This is a genomic window from Labrys sp. LIt4 (assembly GCF_017813775.1).
In the GTDB taxonomy this organism is placed as follows: domain Bacteria; phylum Pseudomonadota; class Alphaproteobacteria; order Rhizobiales; family Labraceae; genus Labrys; species Labrys okinawensis_A.
In genome coordinates this window covers 329,381-349,387 of the sequence record NZ_JAGIPY010000003.1, presented here as the reverse complement: position 1 = coordinate 349,387, position 20,007 = coordinate 329,381, and the positions used below count along the sequence as shown (strand labels likewise).

At 64.4% G+C, this 20,007-nt stretch carries 14 protein-coding genes and 1 pseudogene; 7 read left to right on the top strand and 8 right to left on the bottom strand.

The window, feature by feature from the left end; all coding sequences use genetic code 11:
• Window positions 1-185: 185 nt before the first annotated feature.
• Both J8I29_RS07465 and J8I29_RS07460 read right to left on the bottom strand, forming a co-directional pair.
• Entirely contained in the window at window positions 186-1,934 is a 1,749-nt protein-coding gene (locus tag J8I29_RS07465) for an autotransporter domain-containing protein (protein ID WP_209431160.1), read from the bottom strand.
• A 685-nt stretch (window positions 1,935-2,619) separates the two neighbouring features.
• Entirely contained in the window at window positions 2,620-3,279 is a 660-nt protein-coding gene (locus J8I29_RS07460; RefSeq protein WP_105865166.1) for a GntR family transcriptional regulator, read from the bottom strand.
• A 161-nt stretch (window positions 3,280-3,440) separates the two neighbouring features.
• Here J8I29_RS07460 and dctP point away from each other — a divergent pair, with 161 nt between their 5' ends.
• From dctP to J8I29_RS07440, 5 genes and pseudogenes are all read left to right on the top strand, one after another.
• The gene (gene dctP / locus J8I29_RS07455; protein WP_209431159.1) at window positions 3,441-4,460 is read left to right on the top strand and encodes a TRAP transporter substrate-binding protein DctP; all 1,020 of its coding nucleotides are present in this window, start codon (window positions 3,441-3,443) and stop codon (window positions 4,458-4,460) included.
• Window position 4,461: 1 nt separating this feature from the next.
• Window positions 4,462-4,977: pseudogene (locus tag J8I29_RS29975) on the top strand (TRAP transporter small permease); the annotation flags it as partial.
• Window positions 4,978-5,073: 96 nt separating this feature from the next.
• A complete protein-coding gene (locus J8I29_RS07450) occupies window positions 5,074-6,417 on the top strand; it encodes a TRAP transporter large permease (protein ID WP_245196802.1) in 1,344 nt (447 codons plus the stop codon).
• Window positions 6,418-6,455: 38 nt separating this feature from the next.
• Window positions 6,456-7,880 (top strand): malonyl-CoA decarboxylase, encoded by a 1,425-nt coding sequence (locus J8I29_RS07445; protein WP_209431157.1) that lies wholly within the window; start codon window positions 6,456-6,458, stop codon window positions 7,878-7,880.
• 10 nt (window positions 7,881-7,890) lie between these two features.
• A complete protein-coding gene (locus J8I29_RS07440) occupies window positions 7,891-9,408 on the top strand; it encodes a malonyl-CoA synthase (protein WP_209431156.1) in 1,518 nt (505 codons plus the stop codon).
• A gap of 151 nt (window positions 9,409-9,559) precedes the next feature.
• Here J8I29_RS07440 and J8I29_RS07435 read toward each other — a convergent pair whose 3' ends face one another.
• Window positions 9,560-11,140, bottom strand: a complete 1,581-nt coding sequence (locus tag J8I29_RS07435; RefSeq protein ID WP_209431155.1) for an alkaline phosphatase D family protein — start codon at window positions 11,138-11,140, stop codon at window positions 9,560-9,562.
• 218 nt (window positions 11,141-11,358) lie between these two features.
• On the opposite strand from J8I29_RS07435, the gene J8I29_RS07430 reads away from it, so the two are divergent.
• Complete coding sequence (locus J8I29_RS07430) at window positions 11,359-12,834, top strand: hypothetical protein (RefSeq protein WP_209431154.1); 1,476 nt, start codon at window positions 11,359-11,361, stop codon at window positions 12,832-12,834.
• 84 nt (window positions 12,835-12,918) lie between these two features.
• Here J8I29_RS07430 and J8I29_RS07425 read toward each other — a convergent pair whose 3' ends face one another.
• Complete coding sequence (locus J8I29_RS07425) at window positions 12,919-13,776, bottom strand: LysR family transcriptional regulator (RefSeq protein ID WP_209431153.1); 858 nt, start codon at window positions 13,774-13,776, stop codon at window positions 12,919-12,921.
• 187 nt (window positions 13,777-13,963) lie between these two features.
• On the opposite strand from J8I29_RS07425, the gene attM reads away from it, so the two are divergent.
• A complete protein-coding gene (gene attM / locus J8I29_RS07420) occupies window positions 13,964-14,755 on the top strand; it encodes an N-acyl homoserine lactonase AttM (RefSeq protein ID WP_209431152.1) in 792 nt (263 codons plus the stop codon).
• Between the two features lie 27 nt (window positions 14,756-14,782).
• Here attM and J8I29_RS07415 read toward each other — a convergent pair whose 3' ends face one another.
• The 4 genes from J8I29_RS07415 to J8I29_RS07400 all read right to left on the bottom strand — a co-directional run bounded on the left by J8I29_RS07415 (window position 14,783) and on the right by J8I29_RS07400 (window position 19,767).
• Entirely contained in the window at window positions 14,783-16,063 is a 1,281-nt protein-coding gene (locus J8I29_RS07415; RefSeq protein ID WP_209431151.1) for a cystathionine gamma-synthase family protein, read from the bottom strand.
• A 343-nt stretch (window positions 16,064-16,406) separates the two neighbouring features.
• Window positions 16,407-16,946 (bottom strand): formaldehyde-activating enzyme, encoded by a 540-nt coding sequence (gene fae / locus J8I29_RS07410; RefSeq protein ID WP_105865156.1) that lies wholly within the window; start codon window positions 16,944-16,946, stop codon window positions 16,407-16,409.
• Between the two features lie 356 nt (window positions 16,947-17,302).
• Window positions 17,303-17,662: an MmcQ/YjbR family DNA-binding protein gene (locus J8I29_RS07405; RefSeq protein ID WP_209431150.1), complete on the bottom strand. Its 360-nt coding sequence runs from the start codon at window positions 17,660-17,662 to the stop codon at window positions 17,303-17,305.
• Window positions 17,659-19,767 carry a molybdopterin oxidoreductase family protein gene (locus J8I29_RS07400; RefSeq protein ID WP_209431149.1) on the bottom strand — a complete coding sequence of 703 codons (2,109 nt, stop codon included), beginning with the start codon at window positions 19,765-19,767 and terminating at the stop codon, window positions 17,659-17,661. The genes J8I29_RS07405 and J8I29_RS07400 overlap by 4 nt, the downstream gene beginning before the upstream one ends.
• Window positions 19,768-20,007: the final 240 nt, after the last annotated feature.

Genomic DNA, 20,007 nt, shown 5'->3' with positions numbered 1-20,007 from the left:
TTTATTCTTCATCGTGTCCCGTATTCACATCGCGCGCCTGATGCCGAGCAGCGTCAGGTTCGTAGTCACGGCTCTTTTTCACGGCGGCTGGTATAGGGAGCCTGAGGCCGGAGGCGGGCGTATCGATAGCATGCCCTGGTTCGGACGCTTCGTCCAACCTCGGACGCCCCCGGCGATCCCTGAGATCACAGCTTCATGTCGAAATTGACCTTGAAGGCATGGCCCTGGGTGTGACTGGCAAGCTGGCCGGAATAGGTGGCTCCCAGGGTCGCGTTCGCCGTGAGGGCGATATCGACGCCGGCCTCCACCGCCAGCGCATCCTTGGCAAGCGGCGCGCCCGATATCGTGAAGGACGAGCCGTTGTTGAAGGCCAGATTTGCATTCTGGGTCACGTCGTCAAAGGCGTGCTGCCAGCCGAGCGTGCCGCGAAGGTTCAGCCTGGTCCCGGCAAGGTCGAAGCCGGTGGAGGCATGGAGCCCCAATGTGGTGTAAACCGTGTCCGCCGAGCTCTCGGGGCTGGTCAGCGCGGCCGTGGTGCCGCCCTTCTCGGCAAAGCCATCCAAGTCCAGATGGACATAAGCAAGATTGGCGAAGGGCTCCAAAGCGCTCCGGCCGACATCGAAGCGATAGCTGAGCTCCCCGAAGGCCTGTGCCGTCGCGGCGTCGTAGTGCCCCAAAAGCGTCTCACGGAAAGCGGGGAACACGACATTGCGCTTGGTATCGACATTGTGCCAGCCATAGATGGCGCCGGTGCGAAAGCCGAGCTGCCCCCATTGCGTGCCGCCATAGAGTCCGAGCTGATAATTGTTGCCGGACCCGTCGGAACTCCGGGCGGCTACGTCGAAGCTGGTATGGCTGTAGCCGGCGAGAACACCGACGCGCCAGGTTCCGACCGGCGCATCGATACCGCCGATGAAGCCGCCGCTGGTACGATCGAAGGAGGCGGCATCGCCCGAACCCTCGGCCCTGCCGGTGGCTGCGAAGGGACTTCCCCAGACGACGATGCCATCCGCGCTGCCGGTGGCGGCCCCGCTCGTTACCCCGGCAATACTGCCGAAGGCGGAGCGCAGGCGCCGGTTGGCAGCCTCGCGCGGGAAGCGGCTGTCCTCCAGCAAGGCTCCCTTGATGTCGGCATGGATCTCGCCCGAAAGCGCATTCCCATAGGGGCGCACATAGCGGTAGAAGCCGATCCCGGTCTCGCCCGGATGGTTCGGGTCTTCCTCCCGGTTCAGGATGTGCATCGACCAGCCGTCGGGCGTGTTCTTGAAGACCAGGCCCTCGACCTCCTGCTCGCCGTCGATCTTGAGATTGCCGATGAGCTCGACCTTGCCCGTCAGCAGATTGGCACGGTAGATCAGCTTCTCGTCATTGTCCGTCGAAAAATACATCCAGCCATTGAAGATCTTGCCGCCCTGCGCCTGATCGATGGTCTGCGACAGGGGAATGTATTTCTGGAACGACCAGTCCGAAAGGTTATAGACGGCAATCTCTGTCGCATTTTCATAGGCCATGCCGTAGCCGACGCCGTTCTTGGCGTCGACGGCCACCCAGCTGGCGATGTCATGCGTGCCGTGCGGTGGATTGAGGGAGAAGGCTTGGCCCAGATAGGTCATTGTTTTCGCATCGTAGATGGCGAAGACCGGCCTTTCATATTTCTGGTTGGTGGTGGGGGAGCGGTTGCTCGTATCCAGCGAGATGTAGAGCTTGCCGTCCGCATAATCGATGTCGCCGATATGGTTGAGCCCGATATCGGAATATTGGGAGGGATTCTTCAGGGCATCCGGAATGGCTGGTGTGACCAGCAATTGCGGGTCGAAGGCGCCATTGGTCATTTCCAGCGCATTGGTGCCGGAGAAATACCAATTGGTGCCGTCGGTGGTGACGCCTTGCCCGCGGGAGGCGTCCACGCCCGAGAACATCGTCTTTTCCACCATGATCCAGGGCTCGACCGCAAGGGCCGGCAGGCTGCTGATTGCAAGCAGCGACAGGCCCGCAAGGCAAGGCCATGTTGCCCCGCGGAGCTGATATGTGGATCGGGCCCAGGCAGGGGAAAGGGACGCAGCGGCGTTTTCAGGCGGTTTGCTCGGCCTAGCAGGCGTTGTGGCGGACATGGTCTCGATCTCTCGGGTAGGGTTTTCGTGGTGGCGCGACAGGCGCGCGGCAGCGTCCGCCGACGCGCGGGCCGGCGATGACGTTCGGCAGTGCGGTTGAGGCGACGTGACCCGGCCGATGGCGGTAACCGCCCGGCCCTGGACATTGGCGAGGACTTGGAAGAGGCGCGCCGGTACGGGCGAAGCCTTATCAGCGCGCGGTAGGTACAATCAGAGCATCGGCTTGATGAAGCGTACCGTCATCCGCAGGGCGGAGAATGGGGTCTCGGCGAAATGGCGAGCTGAGCGGGAATTCCTATTGCTGGTCATTATGCGCGTCGCGGGCAGGTACGGTCCGGGGATGGGGTCGGCCCGGTGCCTGCTCGACAAGGCGCTTCATAGAGGCCGCCCGTGACATTAGTATGAATAATATGAAGAATAGAGATGACCGTCGTGGGGCCGCCCAAGGCGGCATGGCCGGCCGGGCGGCGCCGGAATTCCGCCAAGTGGTCTGGGAAAGAGAGCGAAATTATTCCGCCGCTGCCCGATTGAGCGAGGCGATCAGGTCGGTGAAGCGTTCGCCCTGAACGGCGACGTGATCATACAGGCGCGTGGAGGCAAGGGCGCTGTCGCCGGCCAGCAGGGCATCGACGATGGCTTCGTGCTCGGCCAGCGAGGTGCGCATGCGGTTGCGCACGCGCAGCTGCAGCCGGCGGAAGGGGGCGAGGCGCTTGTGCAGGGCGGTGGCCTGTTCGGCGATGAAGTCGTTGCCGCTGGCCACATAGATGGCGCGATGGAAGCGCTCGTTCTCGTAATAATAGACGTCTATGTCCCCGCTGTCGGCGGCCTTGCGGCAGGCTTCGAGCGTACTCTTCAGGGCGGCCTCGTCGCTCGGCAGCAGGCGGCGGGCGGCGAGGCGTCCGCAGATCGCCTCGAACTCGGCCATCAGGCTGAACATGTCGATCAGGCGCTTGGGATCGGGCGCGCTGACGATCGCGCCGCGATGCGGACGAATCTCGACGAGGCCTGCGGCCGCCAATTGCTGGAGAGCCTCGCGGATCGGTGTGCGCGATACCCCGAACCGGGCCGCCAGCGAGACCTCGTCGAGCCTGTCGCCGGGTTTGAACACGCCGGTGGCGATTTCCTCCTCGATCTGGTTGCGCAGGCGGGTCGCGGGTTTTTCGCTCATGGCCGATATCCTCCGCAATCTCGTACGACTCCGCAGGCGACGGAGTCAATCTCGCTAAAATTGTATACAATTTTATTGTAAGTGTTTTAAAACTGCAATAATGATGAATGCAACCGCAGGCGGAACCAGCCAGCCTCGGATGGATTGAAGAGGAAAACGCCATGTCGCTCACCCGGAGGCAGGTCCTGACTGCCGCACTCGCAACGCCATTGGTCATCCGGTCCGCCGGGGCTGCCCGCGCCGCCACTACGCTGAAGATGTCCCATCAATTTCCCGGCGGCACGGCGGAACAGGGCGATTTCCGCGACCGCCTCTGCCGTATCTTCGCCGCCGAGGTGGAGAAGCGCACCGGCGGCGCCCTGAAATTCGACGTCTATGCCAATGCCTCGCTGATGAAGACCAATGCGCAGTTCTCGGCCATGCGCCGTGGCGCCTTGGACATGTCGCTGTTCCCGGTCGCCTATGCCGGCGGCGAGCTGCACGCCACCAATCTGGGCCTGATGCCCTGCCTGGTGACGAGCTATGAGCAGGGCGCCGCCTGGAAGAATGCCGAGATCGGCAAGGCGCTCACCGGCATCCTGGAGGCCAAGGGCATCAAGATCATTGCCTGGGTCTGGCAGGGCGGCGGCGTGGCCTCGCGCGGCAAGCCGGTATTGACGCCCGACAGCTCCAAGGGGCTGAAGATCCGCGGCGGCAGCCGCGAGATGGACCTGATGTTCACCGCCGCGGGGGCGCAGGTCTCCACCATGCCCTCGAACGAAATCTATATCGGCATGCAGACCAGCGCGCTGGATGCGGCCGTGACCTCCTCGACCAGCCTGATCTCCTTCCGGCTGGAGGAACTCGCCAAATCGCTGACCTCGGCGCGAAGGGGCTCCTTCTGGTTCATGCTCGAACCGCTTTTGATGTCCAAGACCATCTTCGATGCCCTGCCTGCCGATCAGCAGAAGACGCTCCTCGATGTCGGCGCCGAGATGGAAGGCTGGGCCACCAAGCAGGCGCGGCATGACGACGAGGAGGTCGCCAAGGTCTATGCCGCCAAGGGTGTCGAAGTCGCCGATTTCAGCGCCGCCGATCTCGCCGAATGGCGCAAGATCGCCGAGGCCAGTTCCTGGAAGGATTATGCGGCCCGCTCGAGCGAGGCCGCGGAATTGCTGAAGCTCGCGCAGAAGGTGGCGTGAGATGGGCGGCTCGATCCAGCACGACGCCATTCTCGCTGCCGACGAAGCCGGCCCGGCCCAGCGGGCAGGGGCCGTGCAGCGTGCCTTCGCGGCGGTCAACGCCGTCGCCTTCCGGCTTTCGGCCGTGGCTCTGCTGGCGGCGGCTGTTGTCCTCACCTTCGGCGTGATCACCGGCCATATCACCCGCCAGTCGGTGCTCTGGCAGGACGAGGTCACCATCTACCTGATCGCCGGCGCCATCTTCCTGTCGGCAGCCTCGGTGCAGGCCGCGCGCGGCCATGTCGGCATCGATATCCTCGACCATTGGCTGCCGGCTGCCGCCGGCACCAGGCGGCTCGCGGTCGATGCGCTGGTGCTGTTCTTCTGCATCCTGTTCGCCTGGAAATCGGGCTCGCTCCTGCATGAAGCCTGGGTGGACGAGCAGACCTCGCATTCGGCCTGGGGGCCGCCTCTGTGGATTCCCTATTCCCTGTTGACGGCGGGCATGGTGCTGCTGGCGGCGCAAGTCGCCCTGCAGGTGGCGGAACGCTCGCTGCCGGTCTTCGTCATCGTGCTGCTCGCCGTCGCCGCCTTCGCCGTGTGGTCGCGGCCGCCCTTGCCGCTGCTGACCGGCCTGCCGCAATGGGGCATCGGCGTCGCCTACTGCACCGCCACGCTGATCGTGCTGTTTTCGGGCATGCCGATCGCCTTCGCGCTCGGTGTGGTGGCGCTGACCTTCATGATCCTGTTCATGCCGGCCGCCTCGATCGATACGCTGGCGCAGAACTTCTACGAGGAGCTGGCCAATGTCATCATCCTTGCCATCCCGCTCTTCATTCTGAAGGGCGCGGCGATAGGCCGGTCCAACGCCGGCAAGGACCTCTATTCGGCCTTGCATGCCTGGCTCTATCGCATTCCGGGCGGCCTCGGTGTCGCCAACACGGTGGCCTGCGGCCTGTTCGCCGCGATGGCGGGCTCCTCGCCCGCCACCTGCTCGGCTATCGGTGCCGCCGGCATTCCGGAGATGCGCGCTCGCGGTTATTCGGGCGGCTTTGCCGCCGGCATCATCGCGGCCGGAGGCACGCTCGGCATCCTCTTGCCGCCCTCGGTGACCATGCTGCTCTATGCGGTGGCGGCGGAGGTCTCGCTCGGCAAGCTGTTCCTGGCCGGAATCGGCCCGGGCCTCCTCTTGATGACGATGTTCGCCGTCTACGCCATGCTGCATTACCGCAAGGAGAAGCGGCAGGCCCTGGTGCAGGCCGAGCGCACCGGCATTCGCTCCGCCATCCTGCATGAGGAGAGCTACAGCCTCGCCCAGAAGCTGCGCATGATCGGCTGGGTGGTACCCTTCGTCTCGATCCTCGCCGGCGTGATGGTGGTGCTCTATGCTGGCTGGGCGACGCCTTCCGAGACAGCCGGCGTCGGCGCCGTTCTCGCTCTGGTGGTGATCTCGGCCATGTACGGCATCTGGCGCCCCTCCAAGGTGATGCCGATCCTCTCTGGCACGCTCAGGGAATCGACCATGCTGTTGATGATCATCGGCATGTCGCTGCTCTATTCCTATGTGATGAGCTATCTCCAGATCAGCCAGTCGGCGGCGGCCTGGATCATCAGCCTGAACCTGTCGAAATGGCTGCTGCTCACCGCCATCCTGCTCTTCGTGGTCGTCCTCGGCTTCTTCCTCCCGCCGGTCTCGATCATCCTGATGACAGCGCCGATCATCCTACCGCCCTTGAAAGCGGCCGGCTTCGACCTGATCTGGTTCGGTGTGGTGATGACCATCGTCATGGAGATGGGGCTGATCCATCCGCCGGTCGGGCTCAACATCTTCGTGATCAAGAATATCGCGCCGGACATCCCGCTGGGGGATATCATGCGCGGAACGCTGCCCTTCGTCGGATTGATGGCGTTGGCGGTGGTGCTGGCCTGCCTGATACCCGGCCTCGCCACCTGGCTGCCCGATCTGATCATGGGGTGATCCCAATGACTCGGCTTGACAGGGTATGGTGAACAGCGATGAGCAGAAACTTCCTGCAGGAATTCCTGGAAGCGGTCGCCGAACGGGGGAGGGGCCTCATCGGCCTCGAACGGCCCTCGTCCCAGGAGCGGCCGGCGGATCTGCTGGCCCTCAGCAATGCGCTGCTGACCGGCCGGGGCGAGGTTTCCGGCGTCGCTTTGGCGCAACAATGGCTCGATGCCTATGCCGCAGCCGATGACGAACACCGGCGCCGCCATCTGGCGGCGCTGGCCGATGGCTTCGGCCCCGACCAGTCTCGCCTGGATGCGGCAATCGAGGCCTATCTCCAGGACAAGTCCCCACGGACCATGGCCGAGCTCAACGCCGCCGCCGAACCGAGGCGCCAGGAGCTCTTCCGCAGGCTCAACCGCCCCGCCGGCGGCACGGCCGCCCTGGTGCGGCTGCGCGAGGACGTGCTCGCCGACCTGCCGGGCAATGCGAAGCTGGAGGCCCTTGATGCGGATCTCGCCCATCTCTTCTCGTCCTGGTTCAACCGGGGCTTCCTGATGCTGAAGCGGATCGACTGGACGACACCTGCGAACATCCTGGCCAAGATCATCCAATATGAGGCCGTTCACACCATCCATAGCTGGGAGGATCTGCGCAGCCGGCTGGAGCCTTCGGATCGGCGCTGTTTTGCCTTCTTCCATCCCCAGATGGCCGACGAGCCGCTGGTGTTCGTCGAGGTGGCCCTGACGCAGGACATACCGGCGACGATCGCGCCGCTGCTCGCTCTCGAACGCAAGCCGATCCGGGCCGAGGATGCGACCACCGCGGTGTTCTATTCGATCTCCAATTGCCAGACCGGCCTGCGCCGCGTCTCCTTCGGCAATCTCCTGATCAAGCAGGTGGTCGAGGAACTCCGGCGCGACCTGCCGAAGCTGAAGACCTTCGTGACTTTGTCGCCGGTTCCCGGCTTCATGGGCTGGCTAAAGCGCGAACTCGCCAAGAAGGATGCGCATATTCCCGGCGTTGCCGACCTCTCGGTGCTGGAGGGGCTGTTCCAGCCGGCCGAACAGGGCGGCACCGGGCCGACCGAAGCCGTGCGCGAGGCGCAGCTGGCCGCCGCCGCCCATTATTTCCTGGTGGCCAAGACCCCGTCGGGTGCGCCGATCGACCCGGTGGCTCGGTTCCATCTCGGCAATGGCGCCCGCCTCGAGCGCATCAACTGGCGGGGCGACGTCTCGGCGAACGGGTTGCGTCAGGCCGGCGGCCTCATGGTCAATTATCTCTACGATCTGGACGCCATCGAAGCCAATCATGAGGCCTTCGCCAATCAGGGCGTGATCGCCGCCAGCCCGGCTGTGCGCAAGCTGCTGAAAACCGCAGAGACGCAGCCGGCGCGTCGCAAGGCGGCCGTGCCGGCTTTGCCGCCGCCCGCCCGCAGCGCCGATGCAGCCCAGCGGCCTCGTTCCACTTCTTGAGGAAACTTGCGTGTCGAACCATCTCTTCAGCCTGATCCGTTCCCGCATGCCGGAAGCGGGAAAACCCTTCCTGACCCTCGCCGATGGCAGCGGCTTCGACTATGGCGCCGTGCTTGCCTGGTCGGGCCGCTACGCCAACGCCCTGCGCGGCTATGGGGTCGAGACCGGCGATCGTGTGGTCGTCCAGGTCGAGAAGAGCCCGCAGGCGGTGTTTCTCTATCTTGCCTGCCTGCGCGCCGGCGCGGTGTTCGTGCCCCTCAACACCGCCTATACCAAGGCCGAACTCGATTATTTCGTCGGCGATGCCGAGCCGCGCCTCCTGGTCTGCGCGCCGGAAAAGGCGGATGAACTCGGCGAGATCGGTACCCGGCTCGGTGCTGCCGTCGCGACCCTCGGAAGCCTTGGCGACGGCTCGCTCGCCGAGGTGGCGAAAGCCGCACCGGAGAGCTTCGACGAGGTCACGCGCGGCGAAGACGACCTGGCGGCGCTGCTCTACACCTCCGGCACCACAGGACGCTCGAAGGGAGCGATGTTGACGCATGGCAACTTGGCGTCCAACGCCCTCACTCTCGCCGATTATTGGCGCTTCAGCCAGACGGACGTGCTGCTGCATGCCCTGCCGATCTTCCACACGCATGGCCTGTTCGTGGCGATCAACACCACGCTGATGGCGGGCTCCTCGCTGATTTTCCTGCCGCGCTTCGATGCGGCGGAGGTGCTGCGCCATCTGCCCGGCGCCACCTGCATGATGGGTGTGCCGACCTTCTATGTGCGCCTCCTGCAGCAGGCGGGCCTCACGGCCGAGACGACCGCCCATATGCGTCTGTTCGTGTCGGGATCCGCGCCCTTGCTGTCCGAGACGCATGAGCAATGGAAGGCGCGCACCGGCCACGCGATTCTCGAGCGCTATGGCATGACCGAAACCAACATGATCACCTCCAACCCCTATGACGGGGCGCGCGTGGCCGGCGCCGTCGGCATGCCGCTGCCGGGCATCTCCCTGCGCATCGTGCAGCCCGAGACGGGTGAAGCCCTGCCGCAAGGGGAGATCGGCATGATCGAGGTGAAGGGCCCCAATGTGTTCAAGGGCTATTGGCGCATGCCGGAGAAGACCAAGGCGGAATTCCGGCCCGACGGCTTCTTCATCACCGGCGATCTCGGCAAGATCGATGATCGCGGCTATGTCCATATCGTCGGACGCGGCAAGGACCTGGTGATCACCGGGGGCTACAACGTCTATCCCAAGGAAGTGGAGACGGAGATCGACGGCATCCCCGGTGTGTTCGAGAGCGCCGTCATCGGCGTGCCGCATGCCGATTTCGGCGAGGGGGTGACGGCCATCGTGGTGCGCAAGCCCGGCAGCACGGTGGAGGAACGAACGATCCTCCAGACCCTGGAGGGCCGCCTGGCCAAGTTCAAACAGCCCAAGCGCGTGCTCTTCGTCGAAGAATTGCCGCGCAACACCATGGGCAAGGTTCAGAAGAACGTGCTGCAGACGACCTATCGCGATCTCTACGCGCGGGGGTGAGACATGAAAGCCTTCTCCCCTTGTGGGAGAAGGTGCCCCGAAGGGGCGGATGAGGGGAGAAACGCACCCTTGAAAGGCATGCGCCAACACCCCTCATCCGTCTTTGCTGCGCAATGCCACCTTCTCCCGCAAGGGGAGAAGGGTTTTTGCCTTAGCCCAGCTTCGGCTCGATCTGCGTCGACCAGAGCGCCGCATCCGCCGCGTCGCGCAGGGTGACGGTCATCACCCGCGTGTCGGCGGCGATGGCGACATGGCCGAAGAATTGCAGGCCGGCGGCGGGGGACAGGTTCTGCTTGTCGGGCCCGGGCGCCTTCACATATTTCAGCTCGGGGCCGAACGTATTGTCGAGATCGGCCGGTCCGAACGTGCCCGAATGCAGCGGGCCGGAGACGAATTCCCAGAAGGGGTCAAAGTCCTGGAAGGCCGCCTTGTCCGGGTTGTAGTAATGGGCGGCGGTGTAGTGGACGTCGGCGGTGAGCCATACCGTGTTCTTCACGCCGGCTGCCTTGATAAAGCGCAGGAGATCGGCGAATTCGAGCTCGCGACCGAGCGGCTTGCCGTTCTCATTGTTGGAGACGGCCTCGAAGCCCTTCTTCTGATCGGCCTTGTCCCAAACCACCAGAGCGAGCGGCATGTCGGCGGCGATCACCTTCCAGGTCGCCCTGGAATTGGCGAGCTCGCGCTTGAGCCAGGCGAGTTGCTCGGTGCCGAGGAAGGCGGCTTCCCCGCCCTCGGTGGTCTGCAGATTGGCGCCGTTTGGACCGCGATAGGTGCGCATGTCGAGCATGAAGACGTCGAGCAGCGGGCCATAGGGAATCTTGCGATAGACCCGGCGCGGCTCGGCCAGCGTGGTGGCGATCGGCATATATTCGTGGAAGGCCTGCGCGGCGCGCGCCGCCAGGGCCGCGATCGACTTTTCCTTGTAGCGCTCGTCGTTGAGCAGGTCCTTGGAGGAGGACCAGTTGTTGGTCACCTCATGGTCGTCCCACTGGGTGAAGACCGGAACCTGCTGGTAGAGCGCGCGGAAGTTCTTGTCCATGAGGTTGTATTTGTACTGTCCGCGGAACTCATCGAGAGTCTCGGCGACCTTCGACTTTTCCGGCGTGACGATGTTCTTCCAGATGGTGCCGTCGGGCAGCTTCACCTCGGGCTTGATCACGCCGTCGGCATAGATGTTGTCCCCGGAATGGATGAAGAAGTCGGGGTTGTGCTTGAGCATGGCCGAATAGATCTTCATGCCGCCGCGATCGACGTCGATGCCCCAGCCCTGGCCGGCCGTGTCGCCGGACCAGACGAAGGAGACGTCACGCAGTCCGGCCGGGGCCGAACGCAGATGCCCGGTGACCAGCTCGCTCTCGACGCTGGTATGGGCGAGGTCCTGGAAGCGCACGCGGTAGAAGATCTCCTGGTCCGCCGGCAAGCCTTCGGCCAGGATCTTCACGGTGTAGTCTGTCTCGGGAGAGGCGGTCACCGTCGGCAGCCGGTTCACCGTCTTGAAGCTCTCGGTTGTCGACCATTCGAAGATCGCGTTGGCCGGTCTGTCGGTGCGCGACCACAGCACGGCCCTTTCGCCGGCGACGTCGCCGGACTGCAGGCCGGCCGTTACCTCGGGGCGGTCGGCAGCGCGGGAGACGCCCGGCATGGCGAAGGTGCCCGCGGCCCCGAGCAGGCCGGTTGCGGCGGTTGCGGTCAGGAAGCGGCGGCGGGACAAGGGTTTTTCGATGAAGCGCATGGCGACTCTCCGGCTTGAAATGCGCTCCTTCTTGGCCACCGACATGACAGGGGCATGTCAGTTGGTTGGAGGAATTGTAAACTGGACGTGAGAGGAGCATCGACCGGGCTCCCCTGCGAGGCCCTGCAGAAAAAATTCACAGGCGGCCTGCTTCCGCTTGTGGCATAGGGAGCTGGGGATCTTCCATTGAGCAGACCGGGTATTTTATGGCTTTCTTGATGCAATCTGAGCGTAAATGCGGCGTTCGTCGCCGGGTCGTGCTGGCTGGCGTGGCGCTTGTAGGGCTGGCCTCGTCGCAAGCCATGGCAGAGCCGGCCACCGAGCAGGGCGCCAAGGCGATCCGTGACGAGATTACCCGTTATTTCGGCCCGAAAGTGTTCGAGAAGGGCATTCTCACGATCAAGCCCAATGGCGACGGCTATGACCTCACCTATGATGTCAGCAGCAGCAAGCTCGGCTTGCCAGCGGACGGTGCCCAGTTCAGCTTCGGTCCGTTCACGGGACACGTGAAGCCCGAGGCCGATGGCAAATACGTCTTCGAGCAAACGACGCCTTCGCTCGATTTCACCTATAAATCAGGAAAGGCCGGGCCGCAGAGCGAGCTGGTCCAGCGGCTGAAGAATTGCACCGGAAAGGGCGTCTTCGACCTCAAGGCCGTGCAGTTCGCCGACCAGAGCATGAGCTGCGAGTCGGCCGTCTTCACCATGCGTTCGCCGATCGAGGATATCGACGCCAGCCTCGGAAAGATCGATTTCGCCTTGACCGGCAAAGTCGGAGAGGCCGGCAAGTCGGACCTGAACATGACGGGGGACCTGCTGGATCTCGTCGAGACGGTTACCGTGAAGGATCCGGCCAATCCGGCGCCGCCGATGGTGCTGCGCGCCGACCGCATACACGAGACCTTTGCGGCCAATGGCTTCAGCAGCCAGCAATTCATGCAGGCCCTGGCCTATTTCACGGCCCGCAAGGCGGGGGACAATGGCAAGGCGGCCCAGGAGCAGGCGCGGGCCAAGCTGAAAGCCATGTTGCCGCTGTGGAAGACACTGGCCGCGCAGATCCGCTATGACAATCTGACGGTGGGGACGCCCAAGGGCATCATCAAGATTGCCACGGTGGATACCAATCTAGCCTCGAATGGCCTGGTGAAGACAGGCAATGTCGGCCTGAACCTGGCCATGAACGGCCTGGTCCTGCCGGACGGCATGGTGCCCGACTGGGCCAAGGCTGTGGTGCCGGACAAGGCGACGCTCGACATCAACCTGACCGGCCTCGATCTCGAGACGATTGCCGGCAAGGCGATCGAAGTCGGCACCGATGCCAAACCGGCTCAGCCGGGTGCTCTCCAGGCGGCGCTGATGCCGTTGCTCCTGGCGGGCCAGCCCAAGCTCGCCTTCGACCAGACGCTCACCGCTCCCGCCTACGACGTGAAAGGGAAGGGAGAAAGCTCGCTGCTGCCCGCCCAGCAGGGCAAGGCGACGGTCTCCGCCTCCAATCTGGATGAGATCGCCGCGGCTCTCGGCAAGGCCGGTACCGCCGGTCCCGGGCCTCAGCGTGCGGCCATGGGCATCGCCTTCCTCAAGGGCCTCGCTAAGACCGGGCCGGACGGCCGGCTGACCTGGGACATCGACTTCGACAGTCTCGCCCGCAAGGTCACGGTGAATGGCCAGTCCTTCGGGCCGGGGGCGCAGAAGTAGGGCGCCTCCACCCTGTAAGCGATGCTGCGAGGGCGGCCTTTCCCGAAGGGCCGCCCTTTTCGCGTCCGGAATACGGCGCGGAGATCAGGCAAGCTCCCTCGCCAGCACATGACGGACTTCCGCCACCAGGGCGGATTCGCCGGGTTGAGGCGGCAGGATGGAGAATTCGATGTCGGGCATGGCCGGCAGACCGAGACCGGTATCGAGAATGGCCATGCCTGCGGGTATGGCGGAACGGTTGAGGCAGGCCACGCCCAGGCCGGCGGCGAGCGCCAGATGGAGGCCGGCGACCCCGGCAGCCGAATGGGCGATCTCATAGTCGATAGCGCTCTGGTTGAGTGTGCGGATGATCAGGCGCTGCAAGGCACAGGCTTCCGGAAGCACGACAAGCGGGAGGCGCCGGGCCGCATCGAGCTCGAGGGCGGGGGAAGCCACCCAGGACAGCGGCTCGCGGCCGAGCCGGATGCGGCCATTCTCGTCGGGGGTGGCGTCGTCGTCGAGAAGACGCATGGACAGGCCGATGTCGAAGTCCAGGCGGCTCTCGATCATCAGGCTCTGGCGGGTGGCGACATGCAGCCTGAGCTGCGGGTAGCGCTCACGCAGGCGCTTGAGCAGGAGCGTGATCGTCGCCGGGCGGAAATAATCGGTGATGGCCAGGCGCAGGTCGCCGGCCAGCGGCCTGCCCAGCACGTCGCGAAAAGCTTCCTCGCTGAGCGCCAGCATCCGGCGGGCATGCACGACCAGGCGCTCGCCGGCTGGCGTGAGGCTGGCGCCGAGCTTGCCGCGCACCAGCAGCGGCACGCCACAATGCTGCTCGAGTTTGCGGATCTGCTCGCTGACGGCTGATTGCGAGCGATGCACCCGAGGCGCCGCGGCCGACAGGCTGCCGGTCTCGGCGATGGCGACGAGGGTCTGCAGGAGATCGAGATCGAAGGGGCGCATCTATCCATCCGTTTTTCCGATGGATATCAGCATATCTTCCTGCTTTTCAGAATGAAAGCTTCGCTCCATACAGGCGCTATCCCTGTTGGAGGAGCTGCCATGCCCGATATCTCTTTCACTGTTTCCGGCAAGGCCGGCGCCAGCCTAGCCCGCCTCGCACAGAGCAGGTGGGCAGTCGGAGGTTCGAATGTCTAGTCTACGATTGTATATGTTTCAGTCCGGCACTCAGCGCTGCAAGCTGCACCACATCAAGATGAACCAGGGGGAGGGCGCCGATTACGAGATCCCGGTTCCGTGGTTCCTGGTGACGCATCCGGAGGGCGCGGTGCTGATCGACGGAGGCCTGGCGGTCGAGGGCCTTGCCGATCCCAAGGCCTATTGGGGCGGCAGCGCCGAGGTCTTCCGCCCGGTGATGAGGCCGGAACAAGGCTGCGTCGCCCAGCTCGAAGCTCTGGGCATCCGGCCTGGCGATATCCGCTTCGTGCTGCTCTCGCACCTGCATTCGGATCATAGCGGCGCGATCGGGCGCTTTCCGAACGCCACCCATGTCGTGCAGCGCCGAGAATACGAATATGCCTTCACGCCGGACTGGTTTGCCGCCGCAGCCTACGCCCGCCGGGATTTCGATCGGCCGGGCCTCGCCTGGCAATTTCTGGAGGGCAAGGCGACGGACGATTTCGATCTTTACGGCGATGGCGCCATCCGCCTCCTGTTCACCCCGGGCCATTCGCCCGGCCATCAATCCGTAATGGTTGATCTTCCCAACAGCGGCCCGTTCCTGCTGGCGATCGATGCGGCGTATAGCTGGGATCATTGGAACGAGAAGGCGCTGCCGGGACTGATGACCTCGGCCAGCGATGTCGCGCGCTCGGTGCGCAAGCTGCGTTTCCTTGCCGACAGGGTGGGGGCGAGCGTGGTGCCGGGCCATGATCCCGAGGCCTGGGCTGGTTTCAGACAGGCCCCGCATTTCTACGATTGACGCCACCCGTCTCGGCAAGGTTCCCGCTCAGGCCTCCAGGGCCTGGGCGAGGTCGGCGATCAGGTCCTCGGCATTCTCGATGCCGACGCTGAGCCGGATGGTGGCGTCCGTCACGCCGAGTTGGGCCCTCAGCTCCGCCGGAACCCCCGAATGGGTGGTCGAGGCGGGATGGCTGGCGAGGGACTCGGTACCGCCCAGGCTGACGGCGAGCTTGAACACTTTCAGGGCGTTGAGCAGGCGGAAGGCCTCGGCCTGGCCGCCCTTGATCTCGATGGAGAAGGTCGAACCCGCGCCGGTGCATTGCCGTTCGAACACCCGGCGCGCCGGGCTATCCTCCGGCAGCGCATGCAGGGCATGCACGGCGGCGACACCGGTATGGGCGGCCAGGAAGTCGGCGACGGTGACGGCATTGCGCGCGGCCGCCTGCATGCGCAGCGACAGGGTTTCCAGCGAACGGCCGAGCATCCAGCAGGTATGGGGATCGAGCTGGGTGCCGACGGCGCTGCGCAGGGCGCGCACCGGCTTCAACGCCGTTTTGCTGCCGATGGCCGCGCCGGCGATGAGGTCGCTGTGGCCGCCGATATATTTGGTGGCCGAATAGACCACGATATCGACGCCATGGCCGAGGGGCCGCTGGAAGAGCGGACCCAGCAGCGTGTTGTCGCAGATGATCACCGGCCGGGTGCCCTGCATTTCGGCAATGCGATCGGCGGCGGCACTCACGAGGGAGAAGTCGACCAGCGTGTTGACCGGATTGGACGGGGTCTCGATCAGGATGACGCTGACGCGGCCCGCCACCATCGCCTGGTCGGCCGCCTGGCTGATCGAGTCGGCATGGAGGCCGTCGATGAAGCCGGTGTGCCCGATGCCGAAATCGGCGAGGGTGCGGGCGAGCAGCGTTTCGGTGCCGCCATAGAGCGGCTGGCTGTGCAGCACGACATCGCCGGGGCGGGCATAGGCCAGCACCGCCATGGAGATCGCGGCCATGCCGGAGGAGAACAGCAGGCCCGCTTCGCCGCCTTCATAGATGGCGAGGCGGTCTTCGACGATCTCGGTATTGGGATGATTGAAACGGGAATAGACCAGCCCCGCCGCGCTGCCGGCGGGCGGCGTGCGCCGCCCCGAGGTATAGTCGAAGAAGTCGCGCCCCTCCTCGGCCGACTGAAACACGAAGGTGGAGGTGAGGAAGACAGGCGGCTTCACCGAGCCTTCCGACAGGGCCGGATCATAGCCATAGCCCAGCATCAGGGTTTCGGGATGCAGGGCGTGGTTGCCCAGCATGTGCTTGTGGCTGCGATCGACGGCCATGACCGGCTCCTTTCACGTGCATCGTCGGAAACGGTAGGATGGCGCGTATGGTGCTTTCGGCCATGAAGCCTGTCAAAGGGAAGGAGTCGGTGGCTGGACCGGCCGGCTCCTTCGGAGCCCGTTGAGCATCAATGAACCGAAATAGTCATCCCCGGCCACTGCAGGTGGCGGGAAGGAGATAACAGCCTGATGACCAGCTAGAGCAAAATGGCTTTTCTTCGAATTGCCATTTTTCTCTAACTCTTTGCTTTGACACGTTTTCTTAATCGAAAAGTCTATCAACTTTTCTGGAAAACGCCTTAGCGGCTCCTTCCGAAATCGGGTGGATGAGCTTCATATCGGCTCAATACTCGACGACGCCGTCGAGCGCGTAGTGTTTTATGGTCTTCCGGTTGGCGATCAATTCGTCGATCGTGGGCTCGCCGGTCATGGCGCGGCGGATGGCGAGCTTGGTCGCCTCGTAGTTGGTGCGATAGAGGTCGGCCTTGTCGAGGTTGGGGTCCCCCGGGCAGCGCGGATCGAGCCAGATCGTGATGATGATGCAGATCTTGTCCGTTTGATCCTTCGGCAGCACGCCCTCGATGACGCAGTCGACGATTGCGTCGCCGGTCGCTCCCTGAACGACGCCGCCGAGAAGCTCGACATAGGCGGCGTTATGGATCGTCACCTTCGTCGTCATCATGGTGGCGGGACGGACGAGTTGGTTGAGGTCGCGCACCACGAACATGCGGGTATGGCCGACCGTCTGGCCAAGCATGGCGGCGAAGCCGTGGCCGACCGGTCCGTCAACGGAGCCGATCAGCACCTCCGGCATGGCATCCGTGTATTGGCCTTCCTTGGCGAGCACGGTGGCTTCGCCGGTACGAAAGATGATGTCCGTCAAGTCACTGCTCCTGTTCCGGGCCCGATCGGCACGATGAGACCTTCTTGTGGCAGCGGATGATGGGCCGGTGGTCCTGAAAACCGCAAGCCTCCGGGCTTGTGAAAAAAGGACGCATAGTTGTTCTCGGGAGTCGGGGAGGCTGGCTCCAAGCCCGCGTTGTGACGAGTTCCCGCGACAATTGGTGGTTCCATCGATCACAAGGCGCTTTGGCGCTATGGTCGCAGTTCCAACCTCGTGGTGGCTCCCTTCGTCATTGCGAGCAGAGCGAAGCAATCCAGTCTTTCACGCATGGCACCAGCTGGATTGCTTCGCTCCGCTCGCAATGACGGTCGAGCAACAGGACCATGATTGTAGCTCTAGCCTGGCAGGCCGAGCTCCGCCCGCATCTTTTTCGACAGGCCCCGCGAGACGATGAAATGCGACTGGCGCAGATAGTCGCGCAGCTCGTCGTCACTCAGGCCCGGCTCGGCATAATGCTGGATCCACTTCATGCCGCGCGAGGCGAGATAGGGGGCGGGGCGTAGGCCGGGCTGTTCCTTGAGCACCTCATAGGAGATCTCGCTCACCTTGAAGGTGTAGCGGGGCTCGCCGTTCTGCTGGCTGCCGACGGCGAAGACCTTGCCGCCGACCTTCCAGACATGGGCTCCGCCCCATTGCACCACATGGCTGGTGGCCGGGAGAGAACCGCAGAAGGCGTTGTATTCCTCGTGAGTCATGCCTGGGCCGCGGTCGCCGGAAGCTTGCGGATCGCCACCTTGTTGTCGTGGAAGGCACCGCCGCCAACCGGCGCCGGGGCATCGGCGCCGGTGAGGGTGTTGATGCCCTTGCCGTCCTCATAGGCGCTGTTCGGCCAGATCGACTCGGCCACCAGTACGCCGCGGCGCAAGCCCTCGAAGAGCTTGGCATGCAGCCTTACCTTGCCGCGCGGGCTTTCGAGCTCGACCTTGTCGCCATCCTCGATGCCGTGGGCCTCGGCATCGTCGGGATGGATCAGCACATCGGGCCGTTCTTCCTTGGCGAGCGAGGTCGGGGTTTCCGTGAAGCTCGAGTTGAGAAAGTTCCGGGCCGGACTGGTGGTCAGGCGGAAGGGGAAGACCTCGTCGGCCAGCTCGATCGCCGTCCAATAATCGGGGAAGGCGGGCATGTCGTGCACCGGCCCGAACTTGGCGGGCGCCGCATAGGGATTCCCCGGCCAGTCGGCCTTGAGGCGGAACTTGCCGTCCGGCCAGCCGAATCCTTTCAGGAAATGGGCATCCTCAAAGGGCTGCTGCACGTCGAGCCAGCGCTTTTCCTCGAGCTCGGCCAGCGTGCCGCGGTTCGAGGCCTGCAGGGTGCGGTCGATCAATTCGCGCGGATCCATGGCAAAAGCGGGATGCTCGGCGCCGACGCGCTTGGCGATCGCGCTGATCACCTCGTGATTGTTGCGGCATTCGCCCGGCGGCTCGATCAGCTTGGGGCCGAGCAGGATGTGCTGCTGCCCGCCGCCCTGGTAGACGTCGTCATGCTCGACGAACATGGTGGCCGGCAGGATGATGTCGGCCATGCGGGCGGTATCCGTCATCACCTGCTCATGCACCACGGTGAAGAGGTCCTCGCGGGCAAAGCCCTGCTTCACCTTGTCCTGGTCGGGGGCGACCGACATCGGATTGGTGTTCTGGATCAGGAGCATCTTCACCGGGCCGCCGCCGCACAGCGCTTGCGTCTCGCCGGTGAGGATGGGGCCGATACGCGTCTGGTCGAGCTCGCGCACCTTTGGATCGCGCACGTCCAGGCCCTCGATCAGCGTCTTGCGCCAGCCGAACATGCCGGAATTGGAGTGCAGCGCGCCGCCGCCCTCATATTGCCAGGCGCCCATCACCACGGGAATGGCGCTGACCGCATGCATCGAGGTCGCGCCGTTGCGCGAGCGCGCAAAGCCATAGCCGAGGCGGAAGAAGGTACGGGGCCGTTCGCCCAGCAGTTTGGCCAGGGCCTCGATATCGGCCACCGGTACGCCGGTGATGTCGGAAGCCCATTGCGGCGTGCGGCTGGCGAGATGAGCCTCGAACTCCGGCGGATGATCGGCGAATTTGGCGAGATAAGCCCGGTCGGCATGGCCGTCGCGGAACAGCACATGCATGAGGGCGCAGGCCAGAGCCCCGTCCGTGCCCGGCTTGAGGATGATCTTGACGTCCGCCTGCTGCATGGTGGCGTTGTCGTAGACGTCGACGGCCACGATCTTGGTGCCGCGTTTCTTGCGGGCGGAGGCGGCATGGGTCATCACATTGACCTGCGTCACCACCGCATTGGTGCCCCAGAGCACGATGCAATCGGAATGGGCCATCTCGCGCGGATCGGTACCCGTCATGCGGCCATGGCCGGCGAGATAGCCCGACCAGGACAGCGAAGTGCAGATGGTGGAATACTGGCCCGAATAACGCTTGGCATTCCGCAGGCGGTTGATGCCGTCGCGCATCACCAGGCCCATGGTGCCGGCATAGTAATAGGGCCAGACGCTTTCGGCCCCGAAATCGCGCTCGGCGGCCAGCATCGCCTCGGCGGTGCGATCGAGCGCCTCGTCCCAGCTGATGCGTCTATATTGGCCCGACCCCTTCGGCCCGGTACGCATCAGGGGATGAAGCAGGCGGTCCTTGTGGTGCACACGCTCGGCATAGCGTGCGACCTTGGCGCAGATCACGCCCTTGGTGAAGCTGTTGTCGGCGGCGCCATAGACCCGCCCCATGGTGTTGCGGTCGAGCACCTCGATCTCGAGGGCGCAGGTCGAGGGGCAATCATGCGGGCAGGCGGAAGCCCTGCGGATCGGGCCGAGCGGTCTGTTCATCGGGATCTCGTCATGTCACCGTCACATCGTAGGGCGAGGGGGCCGCAAGAGCCAGCCTTCCGTGCGGGCATTGCGATAATTCATCGATCCATTCATGCAGGGAATGGACCGAATGTGCCTTTGGCATCACGGCTGCGTTTGTTTCCTGAAGGCGCGGGAAACCTGGAGCGTCAGCCTCTGGCTGACACTGCCTGCCGGCAGGCACTTCGTTTTTCAAGACGTCAGCCTCCGGCTGAAGCT

What these genes read in the sequence shown, in the direction of transcription:
- J8I29_RS07465 (WP_209431160.1), bottom strand. Translation starts at nt 1,934, where the DNA reads ATGGTGGAAAAGACGATGTTCTCGGGCGTGGACGCCTCCCGCGGGCAA.
- J8I29_RS07460 (WP_105865166.1), bottom strand. Translation starts at nt 3,279, where the DNA reads ATGAGCGAAAAACCCGCGACCCGCCTGCGCAACCAGATCGAGGAGGAA.
- dctP (WP_209431159.1), top strand. Translation starts at nt 3,441, where the DNA reads ATGTCGCTCACCCGGAGGCAGGTCCTGACTGCCGCACTCGCAACGCCA.
- J8I29_RS07445 (WP_209431157.1), top strand. Translation starts at nt 6,456, where the DNA reads ATGAGCAGAAACTTCCTGCAGGAATTCCTGGAAGCGGTCGCCGAACGG.
- J8I29_RS07435 (WP_209431155.1), bottom strand. Translation starts at nt 11,140, where the DNA reads ATGCGCTTCATCGAAAAACCCTTGTCCCGCCGCCGCTTCCTGACCGCA.
- J8I29_RS07430 (WP_209431154.1), top strand. Translation starts at nt 11,359, where the DNA reads ATGCAATCTGAGCGTAAATGCGGCGTTCGTCGCCGGGTCGTGCTGGCT.
- J8I29_RS07425 (WP_209431153.1), bottom strand. Translation starts at nt 13,776, where the DNA reads ATGCGCCCCTTCGATCTCGATCTCCTGCAGACCCTCGTCGCCATCGCC.
- attM (WP_209431152.1), top strand. Translation starts at nt 13,964, where the DNA reads ATGTCTAGTCTACGATTGTATATGTTTCAGTCCGGCACTCAGCGCTGC.
- J8I29_RS07415 (WP_209431151.1), bottom strand. Translation starts at nt 16,063, where the DNA reads ATGGCCGTCGATCGCAGCCACAAGCACATGCTGGGCAACCACGCCCTG.
- J8I29_RS07405 (WP_209431150.1), bottom strand. Translation starts at nt 17,662, where the DNA reads ATGACTCACGAGGAATACAACGCCTTCTGCGGTTCTCTCCCGGCCACC.
- J8I29_RS07400 (WP_209431149.1), bottom strand. Translation starts at nt 19,767, where the DNA reads ATGAACAGACCGCTCGGCCCGATCCGCAGGGCTTCCGCCTGCCCGCAT.